This is a genomic window from Myxococcus sp. MISCRS1, assembly GCF_026626605.1.
Classification (GTDB): domain Bacteria; phylum Myxococcota; class Myxococcia; order Myxococcales; family Myxococcaceae; genus Myxococcus; species Myxococcus fulvus.
In genome coordinates, this window is the sequence record NZ_JAPNKB010000001.1 from 5,393,866 (window position 1) to 5,409,122 (window position 15,257).

General features: G+C 69.4%; 13 protein-coding genes. 8 read left to right on the top strand and 5 right to left on the bottom strand.

The window, feature by feature from the left end; translation table 11 throughout:
• Positions 1-4 precede the first annotated feature (4 nt).
• From OWM54_RS21400 to OWM54_RS21415, 4 genes are all read left to right on the top strand, one after another.
• Positions 5-3,109, top strand: a complete 3,105-nt coding sequence (locus OWM54_RS21400; RefSeq protein WP_267698665.1) for a peptidase domain-containing ABC transporter — start codon at positions 5-7, stop codon at positions 3,107-3,109.
• On the top strand, positions 3,096-4,340 hold the full coding sequence (locus tag OWM54_RS21405; protein WP_267698666.1) for an HlyD family efflux transporter periplasmic adaptor subunit: 1,245 nt from the start codon (positions 3,096-3,098) through the stop codon (positions 4,338-4,340). Before OWM54_RS21400 ends, OWM54_RS21405 begins: the two co-directional genes overlap by 14 nt.
• 126 nt (positions 4,341-4,466) lie before the next feature.
• Positions 4,467-4,928: a helix-turn-helix domain-containing protein gene (locus OWM54_RS21410; protein WP_223749463.1), complete on the top strand. Its 462-nt coding sequence runs from the start codon at positions 4,467-4,469 to the stop codon at positions 4,926-4,928.
• 39 nt (positions 4,929-4,967) lie between these two features.
• A complete protein-coding gene (locus OWM54_RS21415) occupies positions 4,968-5,555 on the top strand; it encodes a PIN domain-containing protein (protein ID WP_267698667.1) in 588 nt (195 codons plus the stop codon).
• A gap of 9 nt (positions 5,556-5,564) precedes the next feature.
• Here the strand turns inward: OWM54_RS21415 and OWM54_RS21420 are convergent, their stop codons facing one another.
• The 3 genes from OWM54_RS21420 to OWM54_RS21430 form a co-directional block, all read right to left on the bottom strand.
• Positions 5,565-6,560, bottom strand: a complete 996-nt coding sequence (locus OWM54_RS21420; protein ID WP_267698668.1) for an ABC transporter substrate-binding protein — start codon at positions 6,558-6,560, stop codon at positions 5,565-5,567.
• Between the two features lie 67 nt (positions 6,561-6,627).
• Positions 6,628-7,407 carry an ABC transporter permease gene (locus OWM54_RS21425; RefSeq protein ID WP_223749460.1) on the bottom strand — a complete coding sequence of 260 codons (780 nt, stop codon included), beginning with the start codon at positions 7,405-7,407 and terminating at the stop codon, positions 6,628-6,630.
• A 3-nt stretch (positions 7,408-7,410) separates the two neighbouring features.
• A complete protein-coding gene (locus OWM54_RS21430; RefSeq protein WP_223749459.1) occupies positions 7,411-8,310 on the bottom strand; it encodes an ABC transporter ATP-binding protein in 900 nt (299 codons plus the stop codon).
• A 214-nt stretch (positions 8,311-8,524) separates the two neighbouring features.
• Between OWM54_RS21430 and OWM54_RS21435 the strand changes: the two genes are divergently transcribed.
• A complete protein-coding gene (locus OWM54_RS21435) occupies positions 8,525-8,875 on the top strand; it encodes a hypothetical protein (RefSeq protein ID WP_223749458.1) in 351 nt (116 codons plus the stop codon).
• Positions 8,876-8,930: 55 nt separating this feature from the next.
• On the top strand, positions 8,931-10,598 hold the full coding sequence (locus OWM54_RS21440; RefSeq protein ID WP_267698669.1) for a serine/threonine protein kinase: 1,668 nt from the start codon (positions 8,931-8,933) through the stop codon (positions 10,596-10,598).
• A gap of 118 nt (positions 10,599-10,716) precedes the next feature.
• Here OWM54_RS21440 and OWM54_RS21445 read toward each other — a convergent pair whose 3' ends face one another.
• Together OWM54_RS21445 and OWM54_RS21450 are read right to left on the bottom strand one after the other, a co-directional pair.
• The gene (locus OWM54_RS21445; protein WP_267698670.1) at positions 10,717-11,370 is read right to left on the bottom strand and encodes a tetratricopeptide repeat protein; all 654 of its coding nucleotides are present in this window, start codon (positions 11,368-11,370) and stop codon (positions 10,717-10,719) included.
• A gap of 113 nt (positions 11,371-11,483) precedes the next feature.
• Positions 11,484-12,056, bottom strand: coding sequence for a hypothetical protein (locus OWM54_RS21450; RefSeq protein WP_267698671.1), 573 nt, complete (start codon positions 12,054-12,056; stop codon positions 11,484-11,486).
• A gap of 188 nt (positions 12,057-12,244) precedes the next feature.
• Here OWM54_RS21450 and OWM54_RS21455 point away from each other — a divergent pair, with 188 nt between their 5' ends.
• Together OWM54_RS21455 and OWM54_RS21460 are read left to right on the top strand one after the other, a co-directional pair.
• Positions 12,245-13,336 (top strand): glucose 1-dehydrogenase, encoded by a 1,092-nt coding sequence (locus tag OWM54_RS21455; protein WP_248543870.1) that lies wholly within the window; start codon positions 12,245-12,247, stop codon positions 13,334-13,336.
• A gap of 12 nt (positions 13,337-13,348) precedes the next feature.
• The gene (locus OWM54_RS21460) at positions 13,349-15,205 is read left to right on the top strand and encodes a glycoside hydrolase family 15 protein (protein ID WP_223784239.1); all 1,857 of its coding nucleotides are present in this window, start codon (positions 13,349-13,351) and stop codon (positions 15,203-15,205) included.
• Positions 15,206-15,257: the final 52 nt, after the last annotated feature.

Below are 15,257 nucleotides of genomic sequence, written 5' to 3' on the forward strand. Positions count from 1 at the left end.
CGCCATGAGCGTGCTCGCGGACAGCGTCGAGACGTTCTCCCTGGATGCACGACGTGTGTCCGGAGTGCTGCGCATCCTGCCGCAAGAGGTCCGTCGACATCTGGAGCGCGCGGGGCGCATCCGTGTCTTCGCGCCGCAGGAGCTGGTGGCGACGCACGGACAGCCTTGTGACTCGGTGCTCCTGGTGCTCGAGGGGATGCTCGTGATGGGGCACCTGGGCGCGAGCCACGGTGCGTTCCTCCGGGTGACCCACGTGGCGGCGGGCGAGCTGTACGGCACGCACGCGCGTGACGCGGGGGCGACGCACGGGTTCGATGTGGTGGCGAGCGGTGGCGCGAGAGTGCTGGAGGTCCCTGGCGCAGCCTTCACGGAGGCGCTGGCCCTCGACGAGACGGGCGGACTGAAGGCGCTGCTGTGCCCCGCGCTGCGCCGGGCGTTGCTGGACCTGTTCGTGGAGGACGTGGAGCCGGAGGGCGCGCTGCGGCTCGCGGCGTGCTTCCGGGAGAGCACGGTGGCGGAGGGCACGGTGCTCATGCCCGCGGGGGCCACGGCGGCGGAGTGGTGGGTGCTGCGCCAGGGCTCGGTGCGCTACGGCGAGCGGGCCCTCGGGCCGGGCGAGGACTTCGCGCTGGATGCGCTGCTCCTAGATGCGCCTGTCTTCGCCGCGGCGACGGCGCTGGAGCCGAGCACGCTGTTGTCCGCGCCCCGAGGTGCCACGGCGGAGGTGCTGCTGCGCTACCCGGGAGTCCGCCGGGCGCTGGGGCGGCGGGTGGCTCGCAGCAGCGCGCAGTTCAACCGGTGGCCGCACGTGGTGCTCACGGACGTGAGCGCGGCACCCGAGGTGCCCCCGGAGGAGGAGTCCTCCCTGGAACTCCCCGAGCGACCCGGCTCCGCGCCGAGCTGGAAGCCCGTGCCGTTCTACCGACAGCAGGAGCACATGGACTGTGGGGCCGCGTGCCTGCGCATGGTGGCGCGGTACCACGGCCACGAGCTGGACTACCCCTCGCTGATGAAGCTGGCGGGCGTGAGCCGCTACGGCACCAGCCTGTTGGACCTGTCGCGCACGGGGGAGCAGCTCGGGTTCATCACCACGGGCATCCAGGCGGATTGGGAGCTGTTGCGCTCGGTGGACCTGCCGGCCATCGCGCACCTGCAGGACCGGCACCACTTCGTCGTGGTGTGGCGGGTGACGCGCAAGGGTGTCGTGGTGGGGGACCCGTCGTTCGCGACGCGCACGATTCCGCGAGAGGCGTTCGAGCGTTCGTGGAAGGGGATGTTGCTGCTGCTCAAGCCGTCGGACCGGATGACGACGGCGGTGGCGCCGCTGGCCCCGAAGCAGCGCGAGCAGTCCGCGCTCGGGCGCTTCTCGGTGCTGCTGCGCCCCTATCGCTGGGCCATCGCGGAGCTGGTGGGACTGTCGCTGTTGTTGCAGGTGCTGGCGCTGGCGTTCCCGCTGGGGAGTCAGGTCGTCATCGACCGGGTGTTGATGCGAGCGGACACGGCGTTGCTCGACGTGCTGCTCGTGGGGTTGCTCGGGACGGCGGTGGTGTCCGGGGTGTTGTCCTATGCGCGCAGCTATCTGGTGCTGGAGGCGTCCACGCGCATCGAGCGCGACGTGGTGGAGACGCTGTACCGGCGCATCCTGGATGGGGCCTCGGGCCTCTTCCAGCGCTTCACGACGAGCGACATCCTCAACCGGTTCCTCGAGGTGGGGTTGGTGCGCGGGTTCATCGTCGACAACGCCATCGCCATCACCATTGACGTGGCGTTGGTGTTGAGCACGGCGGCGGTGCTGACGCTGTACTCGCCGGTGCTGGCGGTGCTGGCGTTGGCGCTCATGCCGTTGCACCTGTTGGTGTCGGCGGTGGTGGGGCGGCAGGTGCGCAACCACACGGTGGCGTATCTGTCACAGCATGACCTGTACCAGACGCACCTGATGGACTCGTTCAAGGGCTTCGAGTCGCTCAAGGCGCACGCGTTGGAGCTGCCCTTCCTGCGCACGATGCAGCGCCTGTTGGCGCCGTCGCTGCAGCACGGCTTCAAGGCGGCGATGCACGGGGCGATTGGCGCGAGTGTGTCGCAGACGTTGGACCTGATGGGTAGCGCGCTGGTGCTGTGGGTGGGCTCGAAGGCGGTGCTGCGAGGAGAGCTGACGGTGGGAGCGCTCATCGCGGCGACGCTGTTCGCGCGGCAGATGAGCGGGCCGTTGGTGCGACTGGCGACGCAGTGGCGGGACTACCAGCGGGTGCGAGCGCACCTGGAGCGGGTGGGGGCGGTGCAGGACGTGGCGGGGGAGGGGGACAAGCGGGCCTCGGCGGTGTTGGAGCTGCCGAGGGTGAAGGGGCACCTGCGGTTTCGCGGGGTGAGCTTCCGCTATGGGAGTGGCAGGGAGTCCAACACGTTGGAGCGGTTGGACTTGGAGTTCGCGCCGGGCGAGGTGGTGGCGCTGGTGGGGCCGTCGGGGTGTGGGAAGAGCACGCTGGTGCGGCTGCTGTTGCGGTTGCATGACCCGAGCGAGGGGACGGTCTCGATTGACGGCTACAACCTGCGGGACGTGACGCCCGAGTCGGTGCGTGGGCAGATAGGGATGGTGACGCAGGAGACGCAGCTGTTCTCCGGCACGGTGTTCGACAACATCGCCTGTGGGCGTCCGGTGACGGAGCAGGCGGTGGTGAGGGCGGCGCAGCTCGCGGGGGCGTACGACTTCGTCACGGAGCTGCCGTACGGGTTCCAGACGCTGGTGGGGGAGCGCGGGTTGACGTTGTCGGGAGGGCAGCGGCAGCGGGTCATCATCGCGAGGGCGTTGGTGACGGACCCGCGCATCCTCATCTTCGACGAGGCGACGGCGGCGCTGGACCCGCTGGCCGAGCAGGCGATTCACGACCGGCTGCGAGACATCGTGCGAGGGCGGACGACGCTCATCATCAGCCATCGGCTCCAGACGTTGCAGCACGCGGACCGCATCGTGGTGATGAACGAGGGGCGCATCTCGCAGATGGGGACGCACGAGTCGCTGATGTCGGCGCAGGGCAAGCTGTACAGCGCGCTCGCGCAGGCGACGCCGAACTGGAAGCGCCATGGCACGGAGGTGGGTCATGGCGGTGAGTGAGGACACCTATCGCGAGCTGCTGCCGGTGCTCGACTTCCCGAGAACACGGCACGTGTTGCGGACGCTGTACCTGGTGTGCGCGGGGCTGGCGTTGCTGGGCTTCGGCGCGTTGTTCTTCATCGAGCTGGACGTGGTGGTGCGAGCGCAGGCGGTGGTGGCGCCGGTGGGGGAGACAGCGCGAGTGCAGGCGCAGCGCTCGGGGGTGGTGGCGGACATCTCGGTGAGGGAGGGGCAGCAGGTGGAGCAGGGGGCGGTGCTGCTGCGCCTGGATGACGCGCAGGTGCGGACGCGCTTGAAGCTGCTGGAGCAGCAGGTGGCGGAGGCGCGAGGACGGGTGTCGATGTTGGAGGCGCTGGTGGCCTCGCGAGCGGACGCGTACGGGGTGCAGGTTCGCGTGCGGAAGGCGACGGCTGTGGAGACGGTGGCGAGGCTGGAGGCGGCGCGAGCGCAGGTGAGCGCGAAGGAGCGAGAGGCGGAGGCGCGAGCGAGGGATGCGCGGCAGGCCGAGCAGCTGAAAGCGAAGGAGTTCGTGGCGCCGGTGGAGGCGGAGAACGCGGCGATGGAGGCGGAGGTCGCGCGCTCCCAGGTGGAAGCGGCGAGAGCGGCGGCGCGCGAGCTGGAGGCGAGCCTGGGGCGGCTGGAGTTGGAGCAGCGGGGGTTGGAGGGGGACGCGAGGGTGGCGTCGTTGGCGGACGGGGCCGCGTTGGCGGCGGCGAAGGTGGAGTTGGAGCGGTACGAGGGGGAGCTGGAAGAGACGCGGCTGGAGGTGGCGAGGTGGGAGGTGGTGGCGCCGCGAGCGGGGACGGTGCAGGGGCTGACGGTGTTCGACCGGGGAGACGTGGTGCAGGCAGGGAGTGTGTTGGGGTTGGTGGTGCCGTCGGAGGATGCGTTGGTGGTGCGCGCGGCGGTGACGTCGGAGGGAATCACGTTCCTGCGAGAGGGGCAGGCGGTGCGCATCAAGCTGGACGGCTATCCGTTCCAGGATTTCGGTGTGTTGTTGGGGGAGCTGTCACGCGTCGCGGGGGACACGACGCGGAGGCAGGACGACACGCTGGGGGTCTCGCCCTATCGAGTGGACGTGAGGGTGCCGCAGGCGCCGCGTTCCACGGCGGGAGTGCCCGTGAAGCTGCGTCCAGGGATGACGGGCACAGCGGAGTTCGTGGTGCGCCGCGAGCGACTCGTCTCCGCGCTGATGCGCCCGCTGCGGGGCGTGGACAGCCTGGGGCACTGACGGGTTTGACAGATGTCATACGGCTGTTTAAATCAGGTTGGCGAATTTAGCGATTTTGAATCGAGTCGAGTGATTCAAACCCCTGAATAAACAGGGATTCCTTTGCTGCTGTAGCGGAGTGCCCGCATGCTGACCAACCTCGACGACCCCGTCGCGCTTCCTCCCGAGAAGCGCCCTATCGCCGAGCAGATCCATCGGCAGCTCACCCAGGGAAAGGCCGCGTCAGGGGCTCGCCCGAAGTCGCCGGTCCTGCTCTTCCCGAACGGCGCTCAGGTCGAACTGCCGCCAGAGGCCGCGGAGTTGCTGCGCACGCTCTTCGCCGCGCTTGCCAAGGGAGAGCCGGTGAGCATCGTGCCTTCGAGGAAAGCGCTGACCACGCAGCAAGCAGCGGACTTTCTCAACATCTCACGCCAGGGACTCGTCAATCTGTGTGAGTCCGGGAAAATCAAATACACCCGAAGCGTCAAGCATCGACGCATCCTTTTCGAGGACCTCCTGCGCTATAAGCAGCAGCGGGACGAGGCAAGGGCGAGTGGTCTTCGAGAGCTCACGCAGCTCAGTGAAGACGACGAGGATTACTACAGCTAGGGCCGGTCGAAGCACGCCGGCCCGCTGCGGGGTGGGGGCGTGTTCCCAGCGGTCTTTCGGGTGTTCATCGACGCGAACGTGTTCTTCTCGGGAGTGACGCGCGACACCCTGTTGCGCGTCGCTTCGGCCGGTCTCATCCAACCGTATTGGAGTGACCGCGTCCTCGAAGAGTTCCGACGGAGCCTGATAGCGAAGAGGAACCGCACCCCGGAGTCGATCGACAGGACGCTCGCCCTGTTGGAGCTGCATTTCCCCGACTCGAGGGTGACAGGCTACGAGCACCTGGAGCCCAGCATGAGAAATCATCCGGGGGACAGGCATGTCGCCGCCGCGGCCTTCAAGGCGCAGGCGCAGGTCCTGGTGACCAACAATCTGAAGCACTTCCAGAAGGAAGACCTGCCCGACTTCATGGAGGCGCAGTCCGCTGACGGCTTCCTGCGGAATCTCTTCGACCTTGATAGTGAGACGCTGCTCCAGATTCTCCGACAGCACTCCGAGGAGAAGAAAAAACCTCCGCAGACCTTCGAGCAGCACCTCAATGCGCTGTCGAAGCCGCTCCCGGGTTTTGTTCAGGACGTGCGCGACTATCTGCGCTTGCTCGACTCCGACCCGGATGGAAGCGCATAGCGCGCTGCCTCAATCCCTCGCCCTGCGAGCCTCCTCGAGCAGGCTCAAGTCCACCAGCCCGCTGATGTCCGACGCGGGGATGAAGTGCAGCTCCTGCGCATGCCGCGCGGCCGCCGCCAGCGCGGAGCCCACCGGGTCCAGGCTCGGCTCCAGCCGTGAGAACGCCCCCTGCAGAATCGGCGGCTTCAACGGCTTCTTCGTCAACTGCCCGAACGCCGCGTTCACCGCCGTGGCGAACGCCTCCGGCTCCTGCTCCCACCGCTCCGTCAGCTTCACGTGCGCGCGCAACAGCGCGACGATGCGCGGCCGCTGCGTCTCGATGGCCTTCCGCGTCGTCACCACCACCGTCGTCGGATACCGCCCACCCGGCCACAGCGACTTCTCATCCACCAGAACCTGCCCGCCGCCCCCCGGCTCCAGCAGCATGCGCGTGCCCCACGGCTCGGGCACCCACGCACCCTCGATTCCCCCGCGCAGGTACTGCACCAGGATGTCCGAGTTGCTCAGCGGCACGATCTGCAAATCCCCCGTGCCGTCCAGGTTCGTCTCGATGCCCTGCTGCTTCAGCCAGTAGCGCAGCGCGATGTCCTGCGTGTTCCCCAACTGCGGCGTGGCCAGCTTCTTCCCCTTCAGCTCCGCCGCGCTCTTCGCCGTGCGCGTCACCAACACCGCGCCCCCGTTCACCGCGCCCGCGATGACCCGCAGCTCGCGCCCCGCCTTGAGGAACGTGTTGATGGACGGCCCCGTGCCCACGTAGGACACATCCAACGAGCCCGCCACCAACGCCTCCATCGCCGCGGGCCCCGCGTTGAACTGCTTCACCTCCAGCTTCCCCACCCCAGGCTCCGACGCGAACGTCCCCTCCGCGTTCCCCACCAGCGCCTGCGCATGCGTGATGTTCGGGAAGAACCCCAGCCGCAGCGCATCGTCAGGCCCTCGCGCCGACTCGCGCTTGCACCCGACGCCCATCAACACCACGACCGCCAGGAAACGAAGAAGACGCATAGGCACCCAGCAGAAGGACGCGAAGCCAGCACTGGCAACACGTGTCACGACACGAGCGTCGGGCGCTTCACATCGCCGGCTGCAAACCCCAGCGCCGGCGCAGCCGCCCCTCCACCGTCTGGAAGAAGACACGGTCCACCGTCACGCCGATGAGCACGATGGCCACCATCACCGCCATCACCTGCGGCACGTCCATCAGCTCGCGCCCCACCGTGAGCAGCTGCCCCAATCCCCCGGACACGAACAGCAGCTCCCCCGCGAGCAGCGCGCGCCACGCGAAGCTCCACCCCAGCTTCAACCCCGTCACGATGCCCGGCAGCGCCGCCGGCAGCAGCACCCCGAACTGGAAGCGCAGCCCGCGCACCCCCAACGTGCTCGCCACACGCAACAGCTGCGGGTCCACTCCCTGGATGCTGTCCTCCGTCGCGATGGCGATGCCCAGCACGCTGCCCATCACCACCACGAACAGGATGGCCCCGTCCGTCAGCCCGAACCACAGGAGCGCCAAGGGCAACCAGCAGATGGACGGCAGCGCCTGCAGCCCCATCACCACCGGCTTCACCGCGTTGCGGAAGAACGCCAGCCTGGCCATCAGCAGGCCCAGCGGCACGCCGATGCCCACCGACATCACGTACGCGCGCCCCAACCGTCCCAATGAGCGCAGCGTCGCGCCCCACAGCTGCCCGCCGGACGCCAGCCGCCAGAGGCTCTCGGCCACCGTCATCGGCCCGGGGAACAGGTACGAGGACCAGATGCCCATCCGGGCCACGCCCTCCCACACGCCGAGCAGCAACAACACCAGCCCCAGCTTCTGGGAGTAGTTCTTGAGCGCCGAATCACGCTTCATGGCTCACCTCACCGGACGAGGCAGTCCCGCCACGGGCAGCGCGGCGGAAGGCTCCTGGGCGCGCGGGGGCTCGGGCTCGGGCTCGCTCTCGCGCTCCACCTCGCGCAAGAGCCCCTGGATGTGGCGCACCATCTCCGTGAGGGCCGCGTCGTCCGGATGACGCGGCATGGGCAGGTGGACCTCCAAATCCCTCACGATGCGCCCGGGCCGCGGAGCCATGAGCACCACGCGCGAGCCCAGCATCAGGGCCTCGTGCACGTCGTGCGTCACGAACACCACCGTCTTGTGCGTGCGCATCCAGATGGACTGCAACAGCTCCTGCATGTGGATGCGCGTCTGCGCGTCCAGCGAGCCGAACGGCTCGTCCATCAGCAGCACCGTCGGGTCCACCGCGAGCGCCCGCGCCAGGCTCGCGCGCATCTTCATGCCGCCGGAGAGCTGGTGGGGCAGCGTGTCCTCGAACCCCTGGAGCTGCACGCGGCGGATGTACTGGTCCGCGCGCTCCTTGCGCTCGGCGCGAGGCACCCCCCGGGCCGCCAGGGCGAAGGTGATGTTCCCCCGCACCGTGAGCCACGGGAACAGCGCCGCCTCCTGGAACATCAGCAGCCGGTCCGGACCCGGTCCGCCGATGCTCTGTCCATCAATGGACACCGTGCCGCCAGTGGGGCGCACGTGGCCCGCGAGCGCGTAGAGCAGCGTGGACTTGCCGCAGCCGGACGGGCCCAGGAGGCAGACGAACTCACCCGAGCGGACGTTCAGGTCCACGTCCTTCAAGGCCACGACCTTGTTGCCGTAGCGATGCCCCAGCTGGGTGACGGAAATCTTCGCGCGCGCGGCGCTGACGTCGGCCGGACGCAAGAAGCGCAGCGAGCTTCGCCATCGGCCGAGGAGGGCACGCAGCATCGGCCACAAGCTAGGCACATGTACGCAAGACGGAAGGGGGTGTGGGCTGCCTCGGGGGCACCCGTCACCCTGCTTCCTCGCTCGCCGGGAGGGGAGTGTCGTCTCCTCCACACTCCGTCATCGGCCTCCGGACCTCTTCGCCGGACGTCCGAAAACTAGGGATGCCTCCGCCGCTTGCTTTCCGCGCCTGCTCGACCGCCTTAGACCCGGGGGCATGCTGAGTGTCGTGACCGATGTGCTGGGGGACCTGGTGGTCGGGGTGCTGTCGGTCTTCGCGAAGGACAAGCGCGGCGGCGCATGGGCCCTGGTGCTCTACCTGCTCCTGGGGTTGGGGCTGGGGGGCCTCAGCGCGATGTTCTGGCCGGAGCCGCTCGTCGACGACTTCGAGGGCGCGCTGCTGCTGGGGTTGGCGTCACCCATCCTGGCGGGCGCGCTGGTGGCGGGCTTTGGGGGCGTGAGCGTCTGGGATTGGCGCTATGCGTTCGACCGGGCGCGGTTCGGCCTGGGCTTCGGCGTGACGCTGGGCGTGGGGCTGGGGCGCGTCATCGGGTTGCTGGTGTCCTAGCGTCCGGAACGAGGGGGGTTCCTTTCCCGGGGGAAGCTGGGGGAACCTGCGCGCAATGCACGTGGGGAGATATCAGCTCGTCCGCAAGCTGGCGACGGGCGGCATGGCGGAGGTGTTCCTGGCGAAGGTGGCCGGGCCCGGGGGCTTCGAGAAGACGCTGGTGCTCAAGCGCATCCTCCCGCACCTGGTGGAGGACCCGTCCTTCGTGGAGATGTTCCTGGAGGAGGCGCGGCTGGTCGCGCAGCTCAACCATCCCCACATCGTCCAGATCTTCGACTTCGGTGAGGCCGAGGGCAGCTACTTCCTGGCGATGGAGCTCATCGACGGGCCGAACCTGCGCCGCTGGCAGCGACAGGCCGCGTCGAGAGGACGCGGGCTTGCGCCCAACATCTGCGCGAAGGTGGTGGCGCTCGCGGCGGAGGGGCTCGCGTACGCGCATGACTTCGCGGACCCGGGCACGGGGCAGCCGCTCGGGTTGATTCACCGGGATGTGAGCCCGGACAACATCCTGGTGTCGCGGCAGGGCGCGGTGAAGGTGGTGGACTTCGGCATCGCGAAGGTGGCGGGGCAGAAGCACCGCACGCAGACGGGCATCGTGAAGGGCAAGGTGGCGTACATGCCACCCGAGCAATGTCAGGCGGACCCGCTGGACCGGCGCGTGGATGTGTATGCGCTGGGGGTCGTCCTGTATGAGCTGCTCACGGGGCGGCTGCCCTTCGAGGGGGCCACGGAGCTGGCGATGATGCAGGCCATCGTCTCGCGTCCGCCGGTGCCGGTGAGTCGCCACCGCGCCGATGTCCCGAGCGCCTTGCAGGCCATCCTCTCCACCGCGCTCGAGAAGGACCGGGAGAAGCGCTATCCCGACTGTCGCGCGCTCCAGGCGGACCTCGAGCGCTTCGTGTTGTCGACGGGCGAGCCCGTGGGCGCGTATCAGATTGCGCAGTCCGTGGAGCAGGTGGTGGAGGAGCGCGCCACCGCGACGCCCGCGCCCATCACGAACCGCGAGGCCGAGCGCACCGCGCCCTCGGGCCCCGCGCGCGAGAAGCGGGCCGAGGCGAGAGACGCGGCCGTGTTCGAGCAGCCGACCCAGCGGCGGCCTCACAAGGACGTGGGCGCGACGCGCGGGAAGAAGCGCGTGCCGGCGGCTGTCGCGGGCGCGGTGCTGCTCGTCGCCGGTGGTGGCTATGCGCTGCTCGGGAGAGCGCCGTCCGGGCCCGTGGCGCCCGAGGTCTCGGTGAACAGGGGTGTCACGACGGAGGCACTGCCCGTTCCCTCCGACGCGAGGCTCGCCGAGACGACGCCCACGCAGGGAGCGCGACCCGTGCCTTCCGAGGTGAAGCCCACGCAAGGAGAACAGCCCGCGCCCTCCGACGTGGAGCTCGCCCAAGCCGAGGAGGTCGCGCCACGGCCGACGCAGCCCTCCGCGCCCGAGGCGGACGATGGCCTCCTCGCACCCGTGACAGGCAACACCGAGGGCACGCAGCGCAAGGGCGGCTCCGCGCGAGCGGTGACAGGGACGGTGGAGTTCCGCATCCGCCCCTATGCCGTCGTGTATCTCGATGGCAAGAAGCTGGGCGAGACGCCACTCGGCATCATCGATGTGGCCGAGGGCAACCACACCATCACCGCCGTGAACTCACGGCTGGGCAAGCGCGTGACGCGCAGCTTCGAGGTGAAGGCGGGGACCGCGAACGTCTTCAAGCTGAACCTGACGCAGGAGTGAGCGACGTCGAGGCCTGTCGAGTGCTCGGGCGAAGTCCCCGCTCGTGGACCCGCCGTGGAAGGTCTCGACGCGCGCCGGAGTCGCGCATCGCCCTCCCGCCAGCGCACGCCACCCCGCGCTACGGCTCGTCCTTCTTCGCCACATCCGGGGACGCGGGAGGAGGCTCCTCGGGCTTCTTCTTCGAGCCCATCACCGAGTCGAGCGCCGAGCCCAGCGCGTTGCCGACGTTCTTCCCCAGCGTGGACCCGGCGGCGCCCAGCTTCGAGCGCAGGTCCTTCTTCTGCGGCGCCTCCGGCTCCGGCTCGGGCGCGACGGGGGCGGGGGCTGGCGTCTCCTGGACCGCGACGGCTGGGGGCACCTCGGTTTTCGCAGGGGCCTCGGGCTCCTCCACCTTCGCGGGAGGCGCGGCCGCGGAGGCCGTGCCCCGCTGTTGCCGCACCTGCTTGCGCACCGACTCGAAGTCCCGCTCCACCTTGGGGCCCGTGGCGGCGGGCAGCACGGCATCGGGCTTCAGGGACAGGCCCGCGCGGAACTCCTCCAGCGCCTGCTTCCTGCGTCCCAGGTCCGACAGGACCAGACCCCGGTAGAGCGCCACCTCGACCTGCTCGTCGGGGGTGGAGGCCACCTGCCTCGCCTGGGTCAGCCAGTGGAGGGCCTTCTCGTACTCCAGCGCTTCGTACTGCGCGCCCGCGCGCTCCATGCGGCGGCGGAACGGGCCCACGTCCTCCGCCAGGGCCAGCCCCGGCGCGAACCAGGCCCACAGCACCATCACCCATGCCCCCCAGCTTCTCAGGGTTCTAGACGCTTCCATGTCTGGCAACGCTAACACGGAGTCCCCGGACAGGAACCGGCCCGCCCCCGGGGCGATGTCCACCCGTGCTCACGTCATTCCGAGACGCGGGCTGCTTCCAGGCGTCGGTGCATCCGCGTGCGCCACGCGAGCCACAGGCTGAACACGAGCAATCCCACGCCCACGCCCGTGAAGGCGCCGCCCACGCGCAGCGAGGAGCGCCGGTCATCCCGCGTCACCTCCAGCGACTGCGAGGCGGGCGAGGCGAGGTAGCGCTCCACCTGCTCCTTCACCGCGGTGGCCTCGCTCTCGACGGTGGCCCACTGGGCGAACAGGGGCAGCTTGCCCTGCGTCGTCATCAGCTCCGGCCGGAAGATGGGCACGGACTTGCGGCGGGCGCTCTTGGTGCGCTCCACCTTCACGGACTGAATCGCGTCCAGCGGCAGCGTGGCCACCGGCTCGCGCGTGAGCCAACCGGACTTCGTGAGCGTGCAGGGGCCGCCCGGCGCGCAGCGCAAATCCATCCGCGACTTCCCATCCAGCAGCCACAGGCCGAGCACCAGGAACGGCAGCGCGAGGATGAGGAACGCCACCGTCCCAATCGCCGTGGAGCGGCTGGCCAGGGGCTTGTCGTCGTCGATGGGGATGGCGGGGGTGGGCTCGCTCACAAGCTCCACTCATAGACCCGCGGGCCTCCGGCTGGCAGCGGTTTCGTGCATCCCTCGCGTCGGAAACAAGCCCCCAGGCGGCGAGCGAGCGGGCGCACCGCGCCTTCCACCCCGAGCCCCCTGGTGTCACGGCCTCCGGGTGAACACCTCACACAGGATTCCGCACCCGCCTGTCGCAGGAGCCGCGCATGAAGGCCGTCGCCGTCTTTCCCGGGAAGCGAGAGGTGCGCGTCATCAACGACGCGCCCGAGCCCCAGCTCCAATCGCCGACACAGGTGAAGGTGCGCACCCACGAGGTGGGCGTGTGCGGCACGGACAAGGACATCGTCTCCTTCACCTACGGCTCGCCGCCGCCCGGCCTGGACTACCTCATCCTCGGCCACGAGTGCCTGGGTGAGGTCATCGAGGTCGGCTCCGCCGTGAAGGGCGTGCGGAAGGGCGACCTGGTGGTGCCCCGCGTGCGCAGGCCCTGTCCCCACGCCATCTGCACCGCCTGCCGTGGCGGCCACCCCGACTACTGCATCACCGGCGACTTCACCGAGCGCGGCATCAAGGAGGCGCACGGCTTCTGCTCGGAGTTCTTTGTCGAGGACGTGGCCTACGTGCACCGCGTCCCCTCGGAGCTGCGTCAAATCGCGGTCCTCACCGAGCCCCTCACCATCGCCCAGAAGGGCCTGCGCCAGCTGGGCCACATCCAGGAGCGCCTGCCCTGGAGGCCCGCGCCGGGGCGCGCGGTGGTGCTCGGCGGCGGACCGGTGGGCCTCTTGGGCATGCTGGCCCTGATACGGCGGGGCTTCGCCACCACGGTGTACTCGCACAAGCGGCCGCCCAACCCGAAGGAGGCCATCGCGGGCGAGGTGGGCGCGCCCTACCTGTCCACCCAGGACGTGTCCGCCCAGGAGCTGGTCCGCCGCGTCGGCGCCGCGGACGTCATCTACGAGGCCACGGGCGTGGCGAAGGCCGCCGTGGACGTGCTCGGGGCGCTGGCGCCCAACGGCGTGCTCATCCTCACGGGGGTGCCGTCGCACGGCGAGGAGCTGACGGTGGACGGGGCCGCGCTGCTCAAGCAACTGGTGCTCCACAACCAGGTGGTGTCCGGCACGGTGAACGCGGCGGCGCTGGACTTCGACATGGCGCTCGAGGACCTGAGCCACTTCCGGGCGACGTGGCCCGGCGCGGTGGAGCGGCTGCTCACCGGACGGTATCCTCCCGAGGCCTTCGTCGACGTGGTGACCGGCAAGGTGTCGGGCGGCATCAAGAACGTCATTTCCTTCCGTTGAAGCGAGGTGCGCATGGGGGTGGGAAGAAAGGCGGTGGCGGGGGATTCGGTTCCCATCGAGGACCACGGCGTCATCGGCGACCTGCGCACGGTGGCGTTGGTCGGGAACGAGGGCACCATCGACTGGCTGTGCTACCCGCACTTCGACAGTCCCAGCATCTTCGCGTCGCTGCTGGACCCGAAGAAGGGCGGCCACTGGAGCATCCGCCCCGAGCGGGACGGCGTGCTGCACAAGCAGTTCTACTGGCCGGACACCAACGTGCTGGTGACGCGCTTCTACACGGCGGAGGGCGTGGGGGAGCTGGTCGACTTCATGCCCATGGAGCACAAGGGCATCAAGCAGGTGCGCGAGGTCATCCGCCGCGTGCGCGTGGTGCGCGGTGAGCTGTCGTTCGAGATGGAGTGCTTTCCGGCCTTCAACTACGCCCGGGACTCGCACCAGACGCACCTCATCGGCGGAGGGGCGGCCTTCGAGTCGAGCTCGCTGCAGATGACGCTGTCGTCCTCGGTGAAGCTCGAGCGGGCGGAGCGGGGCGTCACCGCGCGCTTCAAGCTCAAGGAGAACCAGTCCGCGGTCTTCTCGTTGCGCGAGGGCCTGCGCAAGTCGTGCGAGGACCTGGTGCACGACCACGCGTCCTCGGAGTCGCTGTTCCGCGACACGGTGGACTACTGGCGCCACTGGCTGTCGAGCTGTCAGTACACGGGCCGCTGGCGGGAGACGGTGCAGCGCTCGGCGCTGGCGCTCAAGCTGATGACCTTCGAGCCGACGGGGGCCATCGTCGCGGCGCCCACGTGCAGCCTGCCCGAGTCACCCGGTGGCAGTCGCAACTGGGACTACCGTTTCTGCTGGCTGCGCGACGCGGCCTTCACCGTCTACGCGTTCCTGCGCATCGGCTTCAAGAAGGAGGCGGCGGCCTTCATGCGGTGGGTGGAGGCGCGGTGCGCGGAGCACGGGGACGGGCCCCTGCCGCTGATGTTCTCGCTGGACGGCAGCCCGGTGCCCCAGGAAGAGGAGCTGTCGCACCTGGAGGGCTACGGCGGCGCCAGGCCGGTGCGCATCGGCAACGCGGCGGCGGACCAGCTCCAACTGGACATCTACGGCGAGCTGATGGACTCGGTGTACCTGTCCAACAAGTACGCGGCGCCCATCTCCTACGACTTCTGGATGCACCTGCGCCGGTTGGTGGATTGGGTGTGCGAGCACTGGAACCAGCCGGACGAGGGCATCTGGGAGATACGCGGAGGCCGGCGGCACTTCGTGTACTCGAAGCTGATGTGCTGGGTGGCGCTGGACCGGGCCATCCGGCTGGCGGACAAGCGCAGCTTCCCGGCGGACCGGGCGCGGTGGCTCGCGACGCGTGACGCCATCTTCGAGGAGATCATGGTCCAGGGCTGGAGCGAGAAGCGCGGCTCCTTCATCCAGGCCTATGGGAAGGACACGCTGGACGCGGCGAACCTGTTGATGCCGCTGGTCTTCTTCCTGTCGCCGGTGGACCCCCGGATGTTGTCCATGCTGGACCACCTGCGTCAGCCGCCGTCGCAGGGGGGCCTCGCGTCGGACGGGCTGGTGTACCGCTACGACGTGGAGGCGACGCTGGACGGCATCCCCGGCAGCGAGGGGACGTTCAACCTGTGCAGCTTCTGGTTGGTGGAGGCGATGACGCGGGCGAACTCGGCGCGGCCGGACCTGCTGGAGGAGGCGCGGCTGATGTTCGAGCGGATGCTCGGCTACGCCAACCACGTGGGGCTGTACGCGGAGCAGACGGGCATGGGGGGCGAGTCGCTCGGCAACTTCCCCCAGGCGCTCACCCACCTGTCGCTCATCAGCGCCGCCTACAACCTGGACCGGACGCTGGGGCGCAAGGACTGACGGCGAAGAGAACCACTCGTCGGCGGCCTCCGTATTGAGGGAGAGTGCCCCC

Bases quoted from the DNA above. Each gene is read 5' to 3' on its own strand.
- OWM54_RS21400 (WP_267698665.1), top strand. From the start codon at position 5: ATGAGCGTGCTCGCGGACAGCGTCGAGACGTTCTCCCTGGATGCACGA.
- OWM54_RS21405 (WP_267698666.1), top strand. From the start codon at position 3,096: ATGGCGGTGAGTGAGGACACCTATCGCGAGCTGCTGCCGGTGCTCGAC.
- OWM54_RS21410 (WP_223749463.1), top strand. From the start codon at position 4,467: ATGCTGACCAACCTCGACGACCCCGTCGCGCTTCCTCCCGAGAAGCGC.
- OWM54_RS21420 (WP_267698668.1), bottom strand. From the start codon at position 6,560: ATGCGTCTTCTTCGTTTCCTGGCGGTCGTGGTGTTGATGGGCGTCGGG.
- OWM54_RS21425 (WP_223749460.1), bottom strand. From the start codon at position 7,407: ATGAAGCGTGATTCGGCGCTCAAGAACTACTCCCAGAAGCTGGGGCTG.
- OWM54_RS21430 (WP_223749459.1), bottom strand. From the start codon at position 8,310: ATGCTGCGTGCCCTCCTCGGCCGATGGCGAAGCTCGCTGCGCTTCTTG.
- OWM54_RS21435 (WP_223749458.1), top strand. From the start codon at position 8,525: ATGCTGAGTGTCGTGACCGATGTGCTGGGGGACCTGGTGGTCGGGGTG.
- OWM54_RS21440 (WP_267698669.1), top strand. From the start codon at position 8,931: ATGCACGTGGGGAGATATCAGCTCGTCCGCAAGCTGGCGACGGGCGGC.
- OWM54_RS21455 (WP_248543870.1), top strand. From the start codon at position 12,245: ATGAAGGCCGTCGCCGTCTTTCCCGGGAAGCGAGAGGTGCGCGTCATC.
- OWM54_RS21460 (WP_223784239.1), top strand. From the start codon at position 13,349: ATGGGGGTGGGAAGAAAGGCGGTGGCGGGGGATTCGGTTCCCATCGAG.